This window comes from Terribacillus halophilus (assembly GCF_900162685.1).
GTDB lineage: Bacteria > Bacillota > Bacilli > Bacillales > Amphibacillaceae > Terribacillus > Terribacillus halophilus_A.
Window position 1 is genome coordinate 791303 of sequence record NZ_LT727828.1, and the last position, 20798, is coordinate 812100.

Consider the following 20798-nt stretch of genomic DNA (forward strand, 5'->3'; position numbering starts at 1 on the left):
ATAGAAGTAAGCATGATATAATAGGTGACAATAATATAAGAGAATCGAGGTACAATCGATGAAAGTACTAGTTACAGGCGGTGCCGGTTATATCGGCTCTCATGCAGTAGCCATGCTGCTGGAAAAAGGGCATCAAGCTGTTATTGTTGATAGTATACTAACCGGCCACTTAGATGCTGTTAATAAAAAAGCGGTATTTTATGAAGGGGATTTGCGAGATGCAGCTTTCTTGGATGACGTATTTGGGAAAGAGAAAGTAGATGCAGTTGTCCACTTTGCGGCAAGCTCCCTCGTTGGAGAATCTGTTGAGGATCCATTAAAGTACTTTGGCAATAATGTCTACGGCATGCAGGTGCTGCTTGAGACGATGCACAAGCACGAAGTGAAACGTATCGTTTTCTCTTCTACTGCAGCTACATACGGCGATACAAATGTTGTGCCGCTAACAGAAGATCTGGATACAAACCCAGAAAGCCCGTATGGCGAATCCAAGTTGATGATGGAAAAAATGATGAAATGGTGTGACCAGGCATATGGCATTAAGTTCGTATCGCTTCGTTACTTCAATGTTGGCGGTGCGCATCCAGATGGTCAGATCGGTGAGGACCATCAGCCAGAAACACATTTAATACCAATCATTTTGCAAACAGCACTTGGTCAGCGTGATCACATCAGCATCTTTGGTGAGGATTATCCAACGGAAGATGGCACATGCATCCGCGACTATATTCACGTTATAGACTTAATTGATGCGCATGTATTGGCGCTCGAGTACTTGGAAAAAGGCGGTCAGAGTGATATCTTCAACCTCGGCTCCAGCCAAGGCTTCTCTGTAAAAGAGATGATTGACGTGGCGCGTGAAGTGACCGGTAAAGAGATTCCAGCACAAGTCGGCCCGCGTCGCGCAGGTGACCCAGCAGTGCTTATCGCAAGCTCCGCCAAAGCGAAGGACGTACTCGGCTGGAACCCGACTCGTACCGATATGAAAGACATCATCGGCGATGCTTGGAGATGGCATCAAAACCGTCCGAATGGGTATGATGCGTAAGTATTTCTAAATCTAATAGCAGTATAATAAAGGCTGCCACATGTTGGGCAGCCTTTATTTTGAGTGATTAAATATAAGTTAGTGTAGGTCCACATAAGTCAATCTGCTTTTTTATATGCTTTATATAAATATCCCAAAGTTTCAGCATCTAAATTTATATCATTCTCATAAGCATACTTTAAAGCGTAACCCAGTGTCAGAGTCATACCACCAGCTACGCCTGCCCCGGCTACAGATCCTGCTCCTGGAATTAATTTGACTACTTGACGAAATAGACTTTTCCCAACGTTTCCTGTCAATGAAGTGATCGTTAATTCCTTTGCTCGTTCTTTACTTATTGGTTTTTCATATAATGTAGCTAACTTTACCATTAAGCCAACTTGTATACCTGTAATGGGCACTATATCGGAGCCAGGGATAGGTGTAGCTCCTACTGCACCAGCAGAGGTCGCTGCGGCCACTATCCATTTATTGGCTATAGCGGACTTTTCTTTTATCTTTTTTGTGAAGAGAATATCTTTTTTTTTGCGTTTTAATATATCCAAGATTGCGCCTCTTAGCTCATCAATGTTTTCACCTGTTCTGGAGGATATAGGGACAATATCGAATTTGTTCTTAGAATGTTTCCTTATATAGCTGACAAGATCAGCTATGTCATCCGCAGCGTCAATCTTATTCAAGACAATTATTATGTTTTTGTTTACTTTTTTAATTTCATCGAATGACTTTTTCTCTCCAGCAGAGAAGACCGTACCTGCAGCATTCAAAAAGAATAGTATAATGTCAGCTTCTTTGTAAAATTTATACGTTTCCTCTGAATTTTTTTTATTTATGTCATCTAATCCAGGAGTGTCTGCAAAGATTATTCCTTTATATGAATAACGGTCAATCTCTACAGTTTCCCCAGGTTTGGCTCCTACTTTTGCAACCTCAGCGCCTACTAATTTATTTATTGTGGATGATTTCCCGGAATTAACATCTCCAATCATTGCAAAGACTATTTCTTTTCCTAACTGATCATTTACTAGTTTAATTTCGGTCTCATATGCATTATCAAATTCTTCTTCGTTAAATTGGATCAATTCAAACCTTCCTTCCTTACATCTATTTTCTAACAAATATTAGTAGATTGTAAGTCTATTATATAGTATCTTACTACTAGAAAGCGGCTTCTTACTATGAAATTGATAATAAACTGAGTTTCGGTAAGTAAGTGAGTAATGTCTATATCTCTTTTATTTGTTATAGATATAGAAAGGGACGTACTCGGCTGGAACCCGACACGCACGGATATGAAAGACATCATTGGCGATGCGTGGAGATGGCATCAGAACCGTCCGAATGGGTATGAGGCATAAGTTCTTACCCCCTTCCTAATTAGGAGGGGTTTTTTCTTTTGCATAAACAAGTACTTCCTTATCATAGCGTTCAATTCGCTTCCAAACACGCATCCCTAATTTATCTGCAACACGGCAAGAAGCGAGGTTATCAGGGTAAATCAAAGCGATGATACGAGCCATATTTAATTGATTAAAAGCAAAGTCATTGAAAGCTAATGCAGCCTCGGTTGCATAGCCTTGTCCCCAAAACGCTGGTGCGATCCAATAGCCGACTTCCATCTCTGTCGCAGCGTCTACTTCTTGCGGCACAAGACCTGCATGCCCGATTTTCTCTCCTGTTTCCTTTTCGATTAATACTTGCAGCCCGAGCTGCTCATTTTCTTTTCGGAGTGTTAAGTTCCAATTGAAAAATAATTGGGCGCCTTCTTTCGTTCGGGGTTGTCCGTTTCCAATATAACGGACAACGCGAGGGTCTGAGACTAAGCTTTCCAAGAACGGCAGGTCATCATTTGTGTAGGGCCTGATGAACAGACGGTCTGTTTCCATAATAGAAATTAATTCCTCCTTTTTAGTAATTGACGCTTTGTTCGTGGTAATTCAGGTAATAGTTAGTCATATAGTGTTATTATTACTATAACAGTTCATACATACACAGAGGAGTGGGGAAGATGGCAGAAGCGAAATTATTCCTAGATACAAAGCATAGTCTTGCTGAAGGTCCGTTTTGGCGGGAAGAGACGGAAGAGCTGTATTGGGTTGATATTAACGGGCAATCCATCCACATCTACAATACCAAAACAGAAGAGAAGCGAGAAATTCCAGTTGACCAAAAAATCGGTGCAGTTGTTTTAAAGAAAGACGGCGGATTGATTATGGCAATGGAAGAAGGCATTTACGAGACAGACAGTGATGTCAAAGCGAAAGTGCTTCTTCACAGTCCGGAGCAAGACAGGCCTTCCAACCGTTTTAATGATGGAAAGGCTGACCCTTACGGCAGATTATGGGCGGGAACAATGCCTAAAAAAGGCAGCGATTACAAAGGTGCATTCTATCGTATGGAAGTAGATCGTACATTAACACGGGTCATTGATGGTATTGGAAACTCAAATGGACTTGCTTGGAGTCCTGACCACAAGTATTTTTACTATATTGATACACCTACAGGGGAAGTACAACGATTTGATTATGATGGAGAGAAAGGCGAAATAACGAATCCGCAGAAAATTATTTCAATCAAGGACGGAAGACCGGATGGAATGACTATTGATGAAGAAGGCAAGTTATGGATCGCCCACTATGGCGGATCTAAAGTATCACGCTGGAATCCGGAAACAGGAGAGCGGCTGCAAGAAGTTCACTTGCCAGTCAGTTCCGTAACGAGCTGTACATTCGGCGGTCCGGAACGAAAGACACTATATATCACAACAGCGAGACAGAATCTGACAGAAGAAGAACTAAAGAAAGAACCGCTTTCTGGTGGCATTTTTGTATATGAAACAGATGTAGTAGGAGCGCCGAGCTATAAATTCGGGAAATAAGAAAAACCGGTGCAGTTCAACTGCGCCGGTTTTTTGCCGCTTAAGTATTAGAAATCTGTAAGTACAGGTGCGTTCGGCAGAGATCCTTTTACTGCTTGATCAGAGAATGAATAACCTGCTACAGAACTAACTATAGCTGCAAGTACTAGAAATGCTGCGATGCGTTTCTTTGTCATTATTATCACCTCCTTGAATGGAACATAACCACGTTATTCTGGTAACCCAAAGCCAATCTGTAATAATGATTTGCTCTTTCGAAGTTCTTTTCCTTATTGTAGAACGTTGCCATCTCATCCGCGTACTTTTGCAGCTCATAAATCCGGTTATGTTCTTTGAAATAATTGATGGCATTCTTAAGTGTGGCTGCATAAGTGCTAGGGTTTATATTAGCTGTATGAAGTATTTGGAAATGCCAGTAGTAGTCACAGTTTCTCTCCGTATTTGATTTTTCCAAGCCTAATTCGCATAGTTGTTGTCCTTCTTCTATACGCTGCTCTGCAAACGAGATTTTAGCTAAAAGGTAAAGAGAAGGTATATAGTCGTCAAATTCTTCATATGGCAATGTCTTTTCCAGATATCGCTTGGCCGCAGAATAAAGACCTTTGTTCTCATATAACAATCCAAGATTATGATAGATACTCATCTGTACCGCCACATTTTGTTTTGTATTAGTATCTTGTAAAGCGGAATGCAAATACTCTTCCGCCAAATCATACTCACCCATATCAATATAATTAAGTGCTATTAGATTCTTCATTCTCGTCAGTTTTTTCTCATATGTCGGATACAGCTGATAAATATAAATGGCTTTCTCCGCATAGATGGCTGATCGATTGGTGTAGTCCAAGTAGTAGAGAGCGGATGCAAACAGGTCGAAGAATTCCGCTTTTTCGATTTCATCTTGTATGTAAGTCAGGTAGGGCTCAACTTGGCCGTATTCCTCGATGGCGTTGTAATAGTCTTTTGTCGAATAAAGGTACATGCCTTTGAATAGGTGCAGGTAGTAGAGATGTTCTTCCTTGAGGTAAGGAGAGAAGCCTTCCACTTGGCGAATGAGCTTGTCCGCGTCTGGATAGTTTTTGCAGAGGATGTGGTGGCGGCTATGAATCAGAAGTGCAAGCTTGACGACGTCGTCAGTCGCTTCTCCTTTCGCGAGCTGTTCGGATACTTCCGACTTCAGCTTGTCCGCTGCTCGGACCTTTTTCAATTTGATGTTCATGTACCACAAATTGAGCAGTTCCTTTAGTTCTTCTGAGTTGAACGTGACGTCAGAACGCATCTGTTACACTCCTTAGTCTGTAAGTTTTTGCCTGTCTCTAGCATAGCATGACTCAAGTTTGTTTTTTATTGGGAAAGTAGCTCGAATTTTATGACTTTATTTACTGTTTTTCGCCATAAATCCACTCCATTAGGAAAGTTATTCAAGTTAATTAAAAAAAGCTCCCGTTAAAATAGCGGAAGCTGACATAATGCTCATGAGATATGTTGTTTATCTTTCTCGTTCTGATGGCGCACTGGACCGCTTCCTAAAAATAAGAAAGAAAGCAAAGAAGATAATTTGAATAGATATCCTAGCAGCAAAGGGATACTCATACCAATTATAGTGTAAAGCACGACTCCAGGTTGATAACCGATTAGCAAAGCAACGAGCGTATTAAGCGGTACATGCATATACATAATGGTTGCAGTGCTTTCTCCGAGTTTGGTTATCCAATCAAAGAACGCAATTTTTGCTAGATAATAGCAAAGAGAAAGAACGAGAAGAACAATAGAGATCGGAATAAGGATATCAAGCAGCATGTGCTCAAAGATTCTGTATTTCAAATCAAGTGTATAGCGAAGTGTGCCGCTAACATCTAACACGATAAAAGCAAAACAAATCAAGAGGCTGGTTACAATCAATCTTTTACTCGTAATCCATTGGGTAATAATGCCCTTCATGTAATAGCCAATTGCAAAATAGCCAACTGTAACAAGTGTCACATCTGCATTCAGAGGGAAAGATAGACTTGGGTAGTAACTAGCTAAAACATGAGAAAGTATATAGCCGCTGCCGATAAGGCTTAACTGGACAGATAATGCATAACGAAGCAGAAAGCCAAAAAGCAGCCTTGTTAATAAAAGACAAGTAATAAACCAGAATACAGTATGGGCACCTTCCAGAACCATTCCGCCATAAAGAAAATTGGAAGCCGTATTAATCAAATAGCCATTCGTCGGATCAAAAGCATAGAATAGGAGAATAAACAGGATACCGTAAGACATGTATGGAACCATCAGTTGTCTGATTTGCAGCTTGCTCCAACTCCAGTAATCCGCCTTTTTAATCCCTTTAAAAATAAGTCCGCTTACAAAAAAGAAAAAGGGCATGCGGAACCAAGCTAGAAAATGATTGATTTCCAAGTGGCCCGAATGCCCAATAACGACTAAGATAATGCTTAACCCTTTCGCTATATCTATCCATCGTTTGCGTGTCATAGTCATTTCTCCTAGTTAAAAGCTATAAGAGAAATATACAGTACAAAACGTTAAAAGATGTTCCATTACAGAAAAACGTTAAACAGCCGCTTGCTTTTCCTTCCGCTGAATAAACCGCAGCCGCAAAAAGAACCCAATTGCAGCACATGTGAGCCCTAATGTGATACCGACCCAGAAACCATATGGCTCAAGCGTCGTATAACGGGCCAGCATATAGCCGCTCGGCAAACCAACAATCCAATACGAGATAAATGCGATGATAAATGGAACTGTCACATCTTTGTAGCCACGCAAGACGCCTTGCAACGAAGCTTGGGCTGCGTCAGAGAATTGATACATAATCGCAAACAGCATGAATTGCATGGCGAGCAGCACAACAGCACGATCAGATGTATACAAGTAACTGATTTGCTCCCGGAAGAGGAATAGGAACAAGCTCAATATACCAATGATGACCAATGCAGAGCTAACACCAAGAATGGCATATTGCTTAGCGTGCTCCATACGGCGGGCGCCAACTTCATACGAGACCACAATGGTCATGCCAATTGAGATGCTGAGCGGCACCATGAACATAAGTGTTGTAAAGTTTAAGGCAGTTTGATGGGCGGCAATGATGTTCGTATCGAACAAAGAACCCATCAATAACGTGACAACACTAAATATACTTGCCTCGAAGAAGGTGCTGAGACCCATGGGTACACCAATTTTTAACTGCTCCTTCCAAGCTTGAAACGAGACTTTATACCAGCGCACAAATAAATAATGAGTGCGCATTTCCTTCACTTGGAATGTCAGAAACACACTGACACCAAAAATGAACCAATATGTAATTGCTGTTGCATAACCAGCACCAGCACCGCCAAGTTCTGGGAAGCCAAAATTCCCGAAGATGAGCAGATAGTTAAGCAATGCATTAACAGGCAATGCCAGAAGCAAGATGATCATCGTCACACGTGTGTAGCCTTGCGCATCAAAAAAGTTACGCAGCACGGCACTAGCGAATAACGGAATAATCCCGATGCTGAGTCCGTGTAAATAATCAGTAGCAACGGTATGTACGTCAGTGCTTAAATCCATAATGCCTAACACAGGCTGCAATGCAAAGAAACCAACAGCCAGCACAATAAGAGAAATTAAAATTGCTAGATAAAAGCCTTGCGTTACGGTGCGGCCGACGTCGCTGCGTTTGTTATTGCCAATCAGCTGTCCGACAATCGGTGTTATCGCAAGCATGATTCCAGTTAGCCCTGTATACACAGGCATCCAAAGACTGGAGCCAACGGCAACGCCGGCTAAATCATCCGTGCCAGCGCGGCCGGACATCATCGTATCGATAACGGTCATGAGATTGTAGCTGATCTGTGTAATTAGAATCGGCCATAATATATGAAAGAAAAGGCTAGCTTTTTCTCGTAGTGTGTTCGTCGGATACATGGTCTTCCTCCAATGTCGAAAAATGTGAAATCATAAACCTTAGTGTACCACAAACCCCTGATTTAAAGCACATTTGCCCCGGTACAAAAGCTTCATAAACCTGTGGATAAGTGGTTTATTTTTCCGTTTGCAGGGTAAATAGTAAGTAGCAAGCACAACTTAGAGGAGCACTGCATCTGCTCAAGCAGGGAAGGAGTGGTAAGAAATGGCTTGCCCTTCATTGACAATAAGTGTGCAGGATTTTGTCACAAAAACAAAGAGAGGTTCGTCCATCAACGATAATTACTTTTTCGTTTTTAATCACAAGCCAATTGTGGCAAAGATATATATAGGAAATCATCATATTGAAATACCTGATCTCCATGATGTTGTTTTGGAGAAAGGAAAGGATGGTAAAAACAGTCTGTTCTTTATGCCGCAATCATTCATTTACGAAAACCCAAAAGAGAAACGAACACTAGATGATATGTCGCGTATCATTCTTGAAGGAGAAGAGTTGTCGATGTCGATGGAACAAAATGACGAAGCCTACACCATGACGATTAAAATCCGTTAGTGTAGGCTTTTTTTTTATTCAAATCGCGACATTTATACAGTACAATATAAAAGAAAATAAAACGGAAAAAGGTACAGGAAAATGGAGATAAGAGATCAACAGAGAGTTTTATCAAGTTTCACAGCAAGATTATTACGTAAACATTTTGGCAAGGGGCCAGAAAGTGTCTTCGTTTCCGTAGGAGATGGCATCATCTGTATTTATTTACGAGATTTGCAGACTCCTGTTGAGAAGGTGCTGATCGAGAATGACCAGTACAGCTTGCTCTATGAAACACGAGACAGCTTGATGGCAAAATGCTTACCCGAATTAAAAGAGCAATTTCAAGAAGAAACGGGTCAGCATTTTCCCTATTTTTATTACGATTGGAATATGGAGACCAATGGTGGTGTCATCGTAGCTGCCACAGAAGAATTCGGCAGTCTGCCAAAAGATCCAGACTTGCTAGAAGTTGATGAAATCGTTGCAAATGTTACAAAGAAAACAGAGAGATTGCCGGACAAGGTGAAATCTGTTAGACTTAATAATAGAACCTTAGTCATCTATCGTCAGGGAATACTTGTCAACATCGAGAAGGAAATTATCCGCGTCGGAGAAACGAAGGTATTGCGTCGGGCAAAGAGAAGTTTAGAGAGGCGAGCATTGCGTGAGGCGTTTGATAAAGAAAGTCAATTGCTGCAAGGTGCTGCGCAAGAAGTTTTTGTAGATTGGGCATTCGAAGCGGATCGAAGTATGATCGTCGTTATTATCGATCCAAATAGAACAGAATAAAAATATCTTGGTCAACATTAGCTGGGCATAGAACTAGCGATAAGCCAAAGCAGGACAGCACTACCTGTCCTTGCTTTGGCTTTTTTTAATGGTTTAACCAAATAAAGGGGACCTGTATATTCATATTAGTAAGCTACAAGCAGCGTCAGCTCCTGGGAAGGTGTCTGAAATGCAGATAGGAAGCGAAAAGGATATTGTCACCAGCAGATCGCAAGGCAGGAAGCTAGCAGCAGAACTCGGATTCAGTGCCGTAGAACAGGCTCGTATCACAGCAGCTATCTCTGAGCTGGCCCGTAATATTTACAAATACGCCGGCAGTGGAACGATTTGCATAAACAGTGAACAAGATTTGAGAAGGATCGGCATTTTCATCACCGCAAAAGACAACGGTCCTGGCATCGAGAACCTACAGGACGCACTGCAAGATGGCTACACAACAGGCGGCGGATTAGGAAGAGGGCTACCAGGTGTCAAACGGCTCATGGACAACTTCGACATCACATCTTCTCCACAAGAAGGAACATGTGTACAAGTGGCAAAATACCGAATCGTAAAATCAACAAGCGTATTCCAAATATAGGGATACGTTCTTTTTGTATGGGGAGAAATAACTACTTATAAAAAATTAGGTGCATTCTTTTTTATAATGATATAGATTGGAAAAGTAAGGAAAATAAATAGAGTGGAGATGAAATGCATGCAAATGCAAATTGAAGTCTTGCCAAATTATCTAGTCGCTTACATACGCCGAATAGGTGCTTATGGAGCTGCTAATTACCAAACGATGGAACAATTGAAGCAATGGTCAGCAGAAAAGGATTTATTAACAGAGACATCTATTATACTCGGTATTTCACACGATGACCCAACATCGACTTTAGCAGAAAAATGCAGATACGATGCCGCTATTGTCATTGCCGATAATCTAGAAACGGACACTTCGGTTGCTATAGGAGAAACAGCAGGAGGGAAGTATGCTTGTGTTATAGTAGAGCATACAGTAGCTGCTATTGAAGAAGCATGGGCAACAGCTGCTGAGGAGTTGATAAGGCATGGGCTAGAAGCAGACAATCGCCCAATTGTCGAACGGTATAAGGAAGAATTGTTAAGCAGGCATTATTGTGAACTATGTATACCGATAAAATAGGCATAAGAATAAGATATGAAAATGAAACTAAACTGTCTGCTCATTCGTCTTACTACATAACAACACAAAAAAGAGGCGAAACAAATGTTTCAGATGGTTTTCTATATTCTAGGTGTTCTCGTCATGCTGTTTCTAGTCGTTGCCGCATCTCGCCAGCTTACCGATTTGCTTCAGCTTATCACTTCTCAAAGCAAACAAAAAAAGCCTGAGACAGAAAGATCTGTCCCAAGCTCTTGGAATCAATAGAAACGCTTGTAGCTATCGAAGTGTTTCGCATAATAAGAGTTGCTTGTACTTGTAATGCGTACGCCGTCGTTATCCGCGTGGATAAACTGACCGCCGCCAAGGTAGATACCCATATGAGAGATACCAGCTTTATAAGTTCCTTTAAAGAAGATTAAATCTCCTGGCTGCGGGGAACTTACATAATGAGAACGGTTGAAGTAACCTTCCGCAGATGTACGAGAAATATCATAGCCAGCGTTTTTGAATGCATAATAGATAAATCCGCTGCAATCAAATCCTCCTGGTGTAGAACCTCCCCAAGCGTATGGATCACCCAACTGGGATTTCGCAACGCTGATTAGCTTGCTCACACTCTTAGAAGACGATGACGTTTGCGCAGAGTCTACTTTTGTATTTGTTGCAGGCTTCGTAGAAGAAGAGGAACCGCTGCTTGCTTTGCCGTTAATCTTCAATGTTTGGCCAACATAGATAATATCAGATGATAGGTTGTTCCATGATTTCAGGTTTGAAACAGAAACACCGTTATTATTAGCAATCTTCCATAGAGAGTCACCAGACTTCACTTTGTAAGAAGAAGAGCTGGAACTAGTGCTGGTGTTGGACGAGCTGCTAGAATTAGAGGAAGAACTGTTCGACGATGAAGAAGAACCTCCTGCAGAAACTTTTAGCTTGTCACCAGGATAGATTAAATATCCGTTAATATTATTCCATTTCTTTAAGTTGTTTAAAGAAATATTATGTTTATGTGCAATACCACTTAACGTATCACCAGATTTAACAGTATAAGTAGATGCACTGCTAGAAGATGATGTAGAAGTCTTCGTAGTAGAGTTACTTGTTGATTTAGAAGAACCAGAAGTCTGTAGCACTTGGTTCGGGAATATTATATTACTTTTTAAGTTGTTAATCTTCTTCAATTCGGAAACGGACGTGTCGTATTTGCTAGCAATCTTCCAAAGCGAGTCACCACTCTGAACTTTATAGGATGCAGCGTCAACTGTTGTGGCATAAGAACTAGCGATAACCGCAGAGGCAGCAAGTGTAACAATCGTCTTTTTCATTCTAGTAATGTGCTCCTTTATTTTCATATTCCAAGAAATTAATCATACTATAGCATATTTTGTCACCTAATTTACCAGAATTTACGTCATTGTAATCTAACTGTAATATTAAACGCATATAATGGAGGGAAATGTAGAAAGGAAGTTATTGAGTGAACTAGTTTAGTATGTTACTATTTTTACAGTTTCAGTAAGTGGGTAAGGACTTTCGTACGAGACGTTCTTTATTTACGTTTTACTGTATTTATATCGGGAAATATCATAAGTACGAAACACTCTACACTCCAACTACATACACTACATAAAGAGGTGCAGAACGTATGAAAATCAAAAAGGCCATCATCCCCGCTGCAGGTCTAGGTACACGTTTCCTGCCAGCAACGAAAGCACAACCGAAAGAAATGCTTCCGATTGTGGACAAACCAACCATTCAGTACATTGTCGAAGAAGCAGTTAAATCTGGTATTGAGGACATTATTATTGTCAGCGGTCGCGGTAAACGTGCAATTGAGGATCATTTCGACAAGTCTTACGAACTAGAAGACCAGTTAATTAAAAAAGATAAAATGAAGATGCTTGAAGAAATTCAAGGCATTTCAAACCTTGCTGATATCCACTACATCCGCCAAAAAGAAGCAAAAGGGCTTGGCCATGCCATCTCTGTTGCGAAGAAATTTATCGGAGACGAGCCATTCGCAGTATTGCTTGGTGATGACATTGTGAAAACAGAAGGCACACCGGCACTAAAACAATTGACAGATGCTTTTGAAAAATACCGCGGTTCAATTGTAGGTGTACAACAAGTACCTGAATCTGAAGTATCAAAATACGGTGTGGTTGCTCCTCAGGGATCAACTAGTGAACCTAACCTATTACAGGTAAGTGACTTAGTAGAGAAGCCGAAGAGAGAAGAAGCACCTTCTAATTATGCAATCATGGGTCGTTATGTGTTAACTCCTGAAATCTTTGATATTCTAGAAACGCTCCCTGCTGGTGCTGGTGGAGAAATTCAATTGACAGATGCGATTAAGGAATTGAATAAGAAACAAGCTGTTTATGCATGTGAGTTCAGTGGAGATCGTTATGATGTTGGAGATAAATTCGGATTTATCAAGGCAACAATTGAATTTGCATTAGATCGCCCGGATTTGAAAGACCAACTGCAGAATTATCTAAATCAGTTTGTAGCAGCAGAGAGTAAATAATTTCACTTTAAAAACGAGTCTACTTTGTTAGACTCGTTTTTTATTATATTTTGGTAAATCTATGTTCTGTCTGGGAATTATGTGGTATACTCTACTTTGTTTTTAAGAGCTAACTAAGAAAATTGTACTATATATTATATCTTGTTTTAGTAGAATGTAAGCTCTGATTTTGTCTCTTAACTTTATTCGACAAAATCAGACATTGCATGACGTTTTAAACTAGATATAATAAATAGGTACTTATACTTCAAAAGTTAGTATAGTCCTTTGTCTTTGGACTTATAATTATTAAGCATACTCATCGGAGGGACATGAATGGAAGAGACAATCTCTATAAAGGAAATATTTGCAGTGTTAAGAAAACGATTTCTAATGATCTTATCACTGATTATAGCTTTTACAGCAATTGCACTGTTAGTTAGTTATTTTTTGATTACCCCGACCTATAAGGCAAGTGCCTCTGTAGTTGTCAATCAGGAAGAAAACGTGGATGTTTCCAGCTTAAATAATGCGATTCAATCCAATATTAGCTTGATAAATACATATAAAATTGTAATGACAAGTCCAGTAATACTAGATAAAGTAGCAAAAGAAATGAATCTTTCTCTCTCATCTAACGCAATAGCGGAGAAGCTAGAAGTTGCTTCTGAAGCAAATACCCAAATTATTACCGTTACAGCAACTGATACTAGTCAGGAAGCAGCAGCTAAACTTGCTAACACAACAGTAGATGTTTTTCAAAATCAAATTCCAGATTTGATGAATTTAGAGAATGTGAAGCCCTTGTCCTTAGCCGAGACTGTAAACGATCCATCCCCGGCAAGTCCGAATGTCATTCTAAATACAGTAATTGCACTTGTTTTAGGTGCTATGGTAGGTATTGGGCTAGCATTCCTTTTGGAATATCTGGATAATACCGTTAAAACTGAAGCGGATATTGAAAAGCGTATTGGTGTACCAGTCATTGGGATTATTAATCACATGACCGAAGAAGATATGCAAACAAACAAACGATCACCGAATAACGAACGCAGTCAAGTTAGGAGAGGTTATAATGGCCAAAAGAAAAAAACAGTTTAAAACAAATGTCCGGTCTCTCATTACAAAGTTCAATCCGAAGTCTCCAATTTCTGAGCAGTATCGTACCATTAGAACAAACATCGAATTTGCATCTGTCGATCAAGAATTGAGTATTTTACTTGTTACTTCTTCTGGTCCATCGGAAGGTAAGTCTTCTACTACTGCTAATTTAGGTGTTGTTTTTGCACAGCAAGGAAAAAGAGTACTTTTAGTTGATGCAGATCTGAGAAAGCCGACAGTGCACTATACATTCAAGCTTGATAATAGAATTGGTCTTAGTACTGTACTTGTAGGTGAGAAAACCTTAGAAGAAGCAGTAAAAGAAACAGATATTCCTAATTTAGACATTTTAACATGCGGTCCTATTCCGCCTAACCCATCTGAACTCTTAGGGTCTAAATCGATGAAGCAAATGCTGCATCTAGCACAAGAAACGTACGATGTAATAGTTTTTGATACACCGCCTGTATTAGCTGTTACTGATGCCCAAATTTTAGCAAATATATGCGATGGTTCTATAATAGTCGCAAGAAGTGAACAAACAGAGTATGAAGCTATCCAGAAGGCAAAGGAGCTTATGGAGCCAGCACATGCAAAGCTGCTCGGTATTGTGCTAAACGATGTTGCGCAGAAAAAATCAAACACATACTACTATTACGGAAGTTAACAATGTCTCTATTTATCCTCGAATATCGAGGATATATTTTCGGATTCTATCTAGGAAAAAGGTCATCGGTTATTTCTATATTAATGTCAGTAGAAAGGGGCGGATAATATGATTGATATTCACTGTCACATACTACCCGGAGTTGATGATGGGGCCCGTAATTTAGAAGATAGTATTGAAATGGCAAAAGCAGCTGTGGCACAAGGTATACATACAATTGTTGCAACCCCTCATCACAGAAACAATCAATTTGATAATTTGAGAGTTAATATTTTGGAGCATGTTGACAAGTTAAATGCAATTTTACAAGAAAAGAATATACCAGTTAATATTCTTCCAGGTCAAGAGACGAGAATCTATGGTGATTTATCTGGAGGTTTGGAAACTAGAGAGATTCTGGCTGTAAACTCAGATACTCCTTATATACTTGTTGAATTGCCAACTTCTTCTGTTCCTAAGTATACAAATAAACTGCTTTATGATTTACAGGTAGAAGGTTATACCCCAGTTATCGTACATCCAGAGAGAAACAGTGAATTATTATCTAAACCAGATAAGCTTTATGAATTAGTTAAAAGTGGTGTACTAACTCAAGTTACAGCTGCTAGTTTAGTGGGTAAGTTTGGAAAGAAAATCAGGAGTTTTAGCCATGATATACTACAGGCTAATTTAACCCATGTTATTGCCTCTGATGCTCACAATGTAAAGAGTCGAGGATTTATGATGCAAGATGCTTTTAAAGAGCTTGAGAACATCTATGGTTTCGAGTTGGTTTCTATTTTAAAGGAAAATGCAGAAAGAATTATTGCTGGAGATACAGTAGTTGGAGATGTTCCGTCAAAGATTCAAAAAAAGAAGTTTTTTGGATTATTTAACTAGTAAAAGGAGGTCAATGAATGGGAAAATTAAAAGAGAATGTACTCAATGTCTTAGAAGCTAATACTGAGTTAAAAAAAGGAAGTAGATTTTATACAATATTAAAGCGAATTACTGATATAACACTATCTTTTATCGGCATAATTATTCTATCACCTATATTTATATTAGTAGCTTTACTTATTAAGTTAGAAGATAAAGATGGGCCAATTCTATTTAAACAAGTGAGAGTTGGAAAAGAAGGCCAGACATTTCAAATCTTCAAATTCAGAACTATGGTATCTAATGCTGAAGACTTATTAACGGAGTTGTTAGACAAAAATGAAGCTACGGGTCCTTTATTTAAAATGAAAGATGATCCAAGAATAACTAAAGTAGGTAAGTTCTTGCGTAAAACAAGTTTAGATGAACTACCGCAATTATTAAACGTTATTAAAGGAGAAATGTCTCTTGTAGGTCCTCGTCCGGCTTTACCGAGAGAAGTGAATAAATATAATACATATCAGCGACAAAGATTAACAGTATTACCAGGTTTAACGTGTTATTGGCAGGTGCAAGGTCGGAGTAATATAGGATTTGAAGAACAAGTTGAATTAGACCTCAAATATATAAAGCAAAGGAGTTTTGTACTGGATATAAAATTAATTGTTTTAACATTTAAAGTACTCTTTGGATCAAAAGATGCTTTTTAAAAGGCATCATAGAGAAAGGGATTCGTATGAAAAAAATTTCAGTCTTAATACCAACATATAACCCTGGTTCAGAAATCAAAAAACTTTTAGACAGACTTCTAAGTCAAGTTTTAAAAGGTATTGAATTAGAAATAATAATTGTGGATTCTTCATCTACAGACAACACACCTAATCTTATAGCAGATAATTATCCAAGTGTCAATTTTATATCTATAAGAAATGATGACTTTGATCATGGAGGGACCCGTAACTTACTAGCAAGTGTAGCTCAAGGTGATTACTTGTTATTTATGACTCAAGACGCAATTCCAGTTGATGATTATTTATTAAAGAATCTTTCATTCCCCTTAAAGGATGAAATGTGTTTAATAAGTTTCGCTAGGCAAATCCCTAAAGAGGATGCCTCCCCTTTAGAACAATTTGCCAGGAGTTATAATTATCCTCCTCAGTCAATAGAGAAAAAGAAGGAACTCCTACCAAAACTAGGTATTAAGACTTTCTTCAATTCAAATGTTTGTAGTATGTATAAAAGAGAAGTTTTTGAAAAATTTGATGGGTTTCCAGAAAAAATTATTTTGAATGAAGATATGATATTATCTTCGAATGTTATTTTACAAGGCTATTCAGTTATGTACGCTTCAGATGCAAAGGTTTTTCACTCGCATAATTATAAATTAAAACAACAATTCAAACGGTATTTCGACATTGGTATGGCATTTCATGATACGGAATTCCTTCTGAAATATGCTTCGAATGAAAAAGAGGGATTCAAGATGATAAAAAGTCAATTTGGATCTTTATGGAAAGATAAAAAGATTGGGTATATTATAATAGCGGTATTCGAAAATTTAGCTAAATTCTCAGGATATTACATGGGAAAAAAACATTATCTATTCCCTCAAAAATTAAAGCGTGCGTTGTCAGCATATATGAAATGATTACTGATAAAAAGGGAAGAATACAATGAGCCATAATATTAGTTACATATTTGTAATCTATAATGATTATAAGTTGTTAGAGAAATCACTCCCCTCGGTATTAAAACAAGAAGATGTTGAAAGTGAAATAATAATAGTTGATAATGCGCCTTCTCTAGAATCACAAAAAATTATACACAGATTAATTAGAACATATACTGAGGGGACAATCCTTTATTTTCCTCAAGAACACAATCTAGGTTATAGCGGGGGAGCAAACTACGGAATCAATGCTGCTCAACATGAAAATGTGTGCATTTTGAATGCAGATATATATTTAACAAGTTCATATTCATACAGAATCTTGTCTGAGTTGAATAAGAGTGAAAATAGAGTTGGAGCAACAGGGAAAATATTGAAATACGATTTTGAGAATGATTGCCAAACGAGATTAATAGATACTACAGGTATTCACTTAGAGAAGAACTTTAAAGCGTTTGACAGAGGTCAAGGAGAGATTGATCAAGGTCAATATGATGAAGAAAAAGAGATATTTGGTATATGTGGGGCAATAGCAATTTATAAAAAAGAAATTCTCAAAATAGCAGCATATGAAAATGAGTATTTTGACGAAGATTTTCTTGCATATAAAGAAGACGTGGATCTTAGTTGGAGATTAACTAATCTAGACTATAGTTTCATTTATGTTCCAGAAGCAATTGGTTTTCACGGTAGGGGAATGGAAAAGATTAGTGGTCATGGTATTTATAACATGATCAAAAGAAGGAAGAGACAATCGGCTTTTTTGAGAGAACTTTCACTTTCTAATCAGAGGCTAATGATTATGAAGAACATTAAATCAAAGCACCTTTATGAAAATTGGTTTAGTATAGCTATAAGAATGGTGCTAGAAGCAGGGTTCTCAATACTTGTTGAACCGAAGGTTTATATAAAAAGCTGGATTAGAACAATAAAATTAAGAAAGGCAATATTACGGAAGAGAAAAGCATTATATTCAGGGATGATAACATGAAAGATATAGTATATATTCCATGGAGAGATATCCACCAGATTAGAAAAGAAGGATTTAGAGTTCGAGAAAGTAACATTCTTAAGGCCTTGTTAAAAAAGGATAACATTAGAAAGGTACTTCTCGTAAATAAAGCTCCTAATTTTAAGCAAAAACTTCTATCTAATAAATCTGGAATGGAGATAGAAGAAGAAATATGGGCAAATGGTGGATTATGTAATACATTCTTAGGGTCAAAGTTATATAAGATTACCGATAAGATGTTCTCGTTAGAGTTACCTGGCTTCCTTTATAATAAGGGTGATAACGAGCTAGAATCATTTAGACTTATACAGAAACTTGTGTTTAGAACTATACTAAAAGCTAGTGCATATTTAGAAATAGATTTAGATTCTACAAGTACATATCTCTGGTCGAGCGATGTCTCAAGAGCTTATATATTCGAAGAAATTAAGAAAAATAACTTTGATAGTCATATGATTTTTGATTCAATTGATAATTTATTGGAACATAGTGCTTATGTTAAAAAATATAACAAAATAAAAGATGACTATAAAGTAATAAATAACTATGCTGATACTGTTTTTTCGGTTTCTCGTGATAACTTAGAGAGCTTATTTGATAGGGTTCGAAACAAATACTATATATCTAATGGTGTAGATTTAACTCGATTTAACAACAAGCCAGGACATAATTTATTTGAAGAAGACACTATTGTTTGTGGCTACATAGGTGTTATTGAGGGTCGAATTGATTTTGATCTAATTAAAGAGTTAGCCAGAGTGAACAAAGACGTAAAATTTAAGTTTACAGGCATAGTTATAGAGTCATGCAAGGAAATAGTCGAGGATTTAAATATGCTAGATAACGTATCTTTTGATGGACCTGTAAGCTACAACTCCATCCCAAAGGTATTATCATCATATGATGTTTGTATTATCCCTCATAAAATAAATAAATTTACTCAGTCTATGAGTCCTTTAAAGTTTTACGAGTATCTGGCATCAAATAAGCCAATAATTTTAACACCTGTCCCCCCTGCGGATGAAGTAATAGATATACCAGGGGTATATATTGCGAATAACATCCAAAAGTGGAATGAGTCTATAAATATAATTAGAAGACTTAAACAAGTTAATTATAATAAAGAAAGAAGTAGAAATAAATTATTAATAAAGAATTCTTGGGAGCAAATATCTGATAGAATGATGAGTCTTATCAATGCTATTGATTAAACTAAAAACCTAGGAGGTTATAAAATGAAAGGAATTATATTAGCAGGTGGGAGTGGTACAAGACTCTATCCGCTTACGATGGTGACTAGCAAGCAACTCTTACCAATTTACGATAAACCCATGATTTATTACCCTCTATCTACATTAATGTTAGCGGGGATAAAAGACATATTAATTATATCTACACCTGAAGATACACCACGTTTTAGTGAATTGCTTGGCAATGGATCTCAATTTGGTTTGAACTTGCAGTATAAGATACAAGATAGTCCAGATGGTTTAGCTCAAGCTTTCATTATTGGCAAAGAATTTATAGGTGATGATTCGGTAGCTATGATACTTGGAGACAACATATATTATGGAAGTGGATTACGTAATAGCTTGCTAAGAGCAAGTCAAAAAGAAAATAGAGCAACTGTGTTTGGCTATCATGTTCCTGATCCTGAAAGGTTTGGTGTTGTAGAATTTTCTGAGAATGGAAAAGTATTAAGTGTAGAAGAGAAGCCTTCCGAACCAAAATCAAATTATGCTGTCACAGGTCTATACTTTTATGACAACAGAGTAGTAGATATTGCTAAGAACATCAAACCTTCAGAAAGAGGAGAGTTGGAAATCACATCCATTAATGAGGCCTACCTAAATATGGGTGATTTAGATGTGGAATTACTTGGTAGAGGTTATACATGGTTAGATACGGGTACTCATGATAGCCTTACTTCAGCAACTAACTTTGTACAAACTGTCGAAGAACACCAAGGAATAAAGATTTCTGCACCTGAAGAGATTGCTTACTTAAATGGTTGGATTTCAAAAGAGCAACTAATACAATCCGGAGAAAAGTTTGCTAAGACAGGATACGGGCAATACTTACTTAAAGTTGCCAACGGAGAAATTAGATATTAAAGGAGTGTTACAATGGAAATTAAAAAAACCAAACTATCAGGCGTAGTTGTTATCTCCCCAACTGTACATGGAGACAATCGTGGATGGTTTATGGAAACTCACAGTTCAAAGAAATTAAGTGAGAATAGCATAAAACTAAATTTTGTACAGGATAATCACTCATTCTCAAGTGAAAAAGGGACTCTAAGAGGCTTACATTATCAACTATCACCAAAGGCTCAAACTAAACTTGTAAGATGTACAAAAGGCAGTATTTATGATGTGGCTGTTGATCTTAGAGTTGATAGTCCGACATTTAAACAGTGGTATGGGATAGAACTAAATGCAGAAAATAAGAAGCAATTGTTGGTGCCTAGAGGGTTTGCTCATGGTTTTATAACACTTACGGATGACGTAGAAGTTCAGTATAAAGTAGATGAAGTATATTCACCTGAACATGACCGCAATATTTTGTGGAATGATCCTGAGATCGGAATTGAATGGCCGCTGCTTGATGTGATTTTATCAGAAAAAGATAAAAATGCCCCTCTCTTAAAAGACGTTGATAACAACTTTAAGGTGGAAATTTAAT

24 protein-coding genes are annotated in these 20798 nt (G+C 38.0%); 17 read left to right on the forward strand and 7 right to left on the reverse strand.

Annotated features, from left to right (window positions below; translation table 11 throughout):
• The first annotated feature begins 58 nt into the window (after positions 1-58).
• Positions 59-1048, forward strand: a complete 990-nt coding sequence (gene galE / locus B1K52_RS08530; RefSeq protein WP_077307271.1) for a UDP-glucose 4-epimerase GalE — start codon at positions 59-61, stop codon at positions 1046-1048.
• A gap of 98 nt (positions 1049-1146) precedes the next feature.
• Here the strand turns inward: galE and B1K52_RS08535 are convergent, their stop codons facing one another.
• Positions 1147-2130 (reverse strand): GTPase, encoded by a 984-nt coding sequence (locus B1K52_RS08535; protein ID WP_077307274.1) that lies wholly within the window; start codon positions 2128-2130, stop codon positions 1147-1149.
• A 291-nt stretch (positions 2131-2421) separates the two neighbouring features.
• Positions 2422-2934, reverse strand: a complete 513-nt coding sequence (locus B1K52_RS08540; protein WP_077307276.1) for a GNAT family N-acetyltransferase — start codon at positions 2932-2934, stop codon at positions 2422-2424.
• Between the two features lie 122 nt (positions 2935-3056).
• Here B1K52_RS08540 and B1K52_RS08545 point away from each other — a divergent pair, with 122 nt between their 5' ends.
• On the forward strand, positions 3057-3926 hold the full coding sequence (locus B1K52_RS08545) for an SMP-30/gluconolactonase/LRE family protein (RefSeq protein WP_077307278.1): 870 nt from the start codon (positions 3057-3059) through the stop codon (positions 3924-3926).
• 47 nt (positions 3927-3973) lie between these two features.
• Here B1K52_RS08545 and B1K52_RS18245 read toward each other — a convergent pair whose 3' ends face one another.
• The 4 genes from B1K52_RS18245 to B1K52_RS08560 all read right to left on the reverse strand — a co-directional run bounded on the left by B1K52_RS18245 (position 3974) and on the right by B1K52_RS08560 (position 7841).
• Positions 3974-4102, reverse strand: coding sequence for a hypothetical protein (locus tag B1K52_RS18245; RefSeq protein ID WP_256855875.1), 129 nt, complete (start codon positions 4100-4102; stop codon positions 3974-3976).
• 5 nt (positions 4103-4107) lie between these two features.
• Positions 4108-5205 carry a response regulator aspartate phosphatase gene (locus tag B1K52_RS08550; RefSeq protein ID WP_077307280.1) on the reverse strand — a complete coding sequence of 366 codons (1098 nt, stop codon included), beginning with the start codon at positions 5203-5205 and terminating at the stop codon, positions 4108-4110.
• A 194-nt stretch (positions 5206-5399) separates the two neighbouring features.
• A complete protein-coding gene (locus B1K52_RS08555) occupies positions 5400-6404 on the reverse strand; it encodes an acyltransferase family protein (RefSeq protein ID WP_179106507.1) in 1005 nt (334 codons plus the stop codon).
• Between the two features lie 78 nt (positions 6405-6482).
• On the reverse strand, positions 6483-7841 hold the full coding sequence (locus B1K52_RS08560) for an MATE family efflux transporter (protein WP_077307284.1): 1359 nt from the start codon (positions 7839-7841) through the stop codon (positions 6483-6485).
• 205 nt (positions 7842-8046) lie between these two features.
• Here B1K52_RS08560 and B1K52_RS08565 point away from each other — a divergent pair, with 205 nt between their 5' ends.
• The 5 genes from B1K52_RS08565 (at position 8047) to B1K52_RS17930 (ending at position 10561) form a co-directional block, all read left to right on the forward strand.
• Positions 8047-8397, forward strand: coding sequence for a hypothetical protein (locus B1K52_RS08565; protein ID WP_077307286.1), 351 nt, complete (start codon positions 8047-8049; stop codon positions 8395-8397).
• Between the two features lie 81 nt (positions 8398-8478).
• Entirely contained in the window at positions 8479-9168 is a 690-nt protein-coding gene (locus B1K52_RS08570; protein WP_077307288.1) for a Na-translocating system protein MpsC family protein, read from the forward strand.
• A gap of 169 nt (positions 9169-9337) precedes the next feature.
• Positions 9338-9748: an ATP-binding protein gene (locus tag B1K52_RS08575; RefSeq protein ID WP_077307290.1), complete on the forward strand. Its 411-nt coding sequence runs from the start codon at positions 9338-9340 to the stop codon at positions 9746-9748.
• Between the two features lie 117 nt (positions 9749-9865).
• Positions 9866-10315, forward strand: coding sequence for an AraC family transcriptional regulator (locus B1K52_RS08580; protein WP_077307291.1), 450 nt, complete (start codon positions 9866-9868; stop codon positions 10313-10315).
• Positions 10316-10399: 84 nt separating this feature from the next.
• Positions 10400-10561 (forward strand): hypothetical protein, encoded by a 162-nt coding sequence (locus tag B1K52_RS17930; protein ID WP_179106508.1) that lies wholly within the window; start codon positions 10400-10402, stop codon positions 10559-10561.
• On the opposite strand, the gene B1K52_RS08585 is transcribed toward B1K52_RS17930, so the two are convergent.
• Positions 10555-11622: a C40 family peptidase gene (locus B1K52_RS08585; RefSeq protein WP_077307294.1), complete on the reverse strand. Its 1068-nt coding sequence runs from the start codon at positions 11620-11622 to the stop codon at positions 10555-10557. The genes B1K52_RS17930 and B1K52_RS08585 overlap by 7 nt on opposite strands.
• Before the next feature lie 320 nt (positions 11623-11942).
• Between B1K52_RS08585 and galU the strand changes: the two genes are divergently transcribed.
• The 10 genes from galU (at position 11943) to rfbC (ending at position 20797) form a co-directional block, all read left to right on the forward strand.
• Positions 11943-12827, forward strand: a complete 885-nt coding sequence (gene galU / locus B1K52_RS08590) for a UTP--glucose-1-phosphate uridylyltransferase GalU (RefSeq protein ID WP_077307295.1) — start codon at positions 11943-11945, stop codon at positions 12825-12827.
• A 315-nt stretch (positions 12828-13142) separates the two neighbouring features.
• A complete protein-coding gene (locus B1K52_RS08595; RefSeq protein ID WP_077307297.1) occupies positions 13143-13907 on the forward strand; it encodes a YveK family protein in 765 nt (254 codons plus the stop codon).
• On the forward strand, positions 13882-14574 hold the full coding sequence (locus tag B1K52_RS08600; RefSeq protein WP_077307299.1) for a CpsD/CapB family tyrosine-protein kinase: 693 nt from the start codon (positions 13882-13884) through the stop codon (positions 14572-14574). Before B1K52_RS08595 ends, B1K52_RS08600 begins: the two co-directional genes overlap by 26 nt.
• A 108-nt stretch (positions 14575-14682) precedes the next feature.
• Positions 14683-15453, forward strand: coding sequence for a tyrosine-protein phosphatase (locus B1K52_RS08605; RefSeq protein WP_077307301.1), 771 nt, complete (start codon positions 14683-14685; stop codon positions 15451-15453).
• A 17-nt stretch (positions 15454-15470) separates the two neighbouring features.
• A complete protein-coding gene (locus B1K52_RS08610) occupies positions 15471-16142 on the forward strand; it encodes a sugar transferase (RefSeq protein WP_077307303.1) in 672 nt (223 codons plus the stop codon).
• Positions 16143-16168: 26 nt separating this feature from the next.
• Positions 16169-17080, forward strand: a complete 912-nt coding sequence (locus tag B1K52_RS08615) for a glycosyltransferase family 2 protein (RefSeq protein WP_077307305.1) — start codon at positions 16169-16171, stop codon at positions 17078-17080.
• Positions 17081-17105: 25 nt separating this feature from the next.
• On the forward strand, positions 17106-18092 hold the full coding sequence (locus B1K52_RS08620; protein ID WP_077307307.1) for a glycosyltransferase family 2 protein: 987 nt from the start codon (positions 17106-17108) through the stop codon (positions 18090-18092).
• Entirely contained in the window at positions 18089-19324 is a 1236-nt protein-coding gene (locus tag B1K52_RS08625; protein ID WP_077307309.1) for a glycosyltransferase, read from the forward strand. The genes B1K52_RS08620 and B1K52_RS08625 overlap by 4 nt, the downstream gene beginning before the upstream one ends.
• 24 nt (positions 19325-19348) lie before the next feature.
• A complete protein-coding gene (gene rfbA, locus B1K52_RS08630; protein ID WP_077307311.1) occupies positions 19349-20227 on the forward strand; it encodes a glucose-1-phosphate thymidylyltransferase RfbA in 879 nt (292 codons plus the stop codon).
• Between the two features lie 12 nt (positions 20228-20239).
• Positions 20240-20797 carry a dTDP-4-dehydrorhamnose 3,5-epimerase gene (gene rfbC / locus B1K52_RS08635; RefSeq protein ID WP_077307313.1) on the forward strand — a complete coding sequence of 186 codons (558 nt, stop codon included), beginning with the start codon at positions 20240-20242 and terminating at the stop codon, positions 20795-20797.
• Position 20798: the final 1 nt, after the last annotated feature.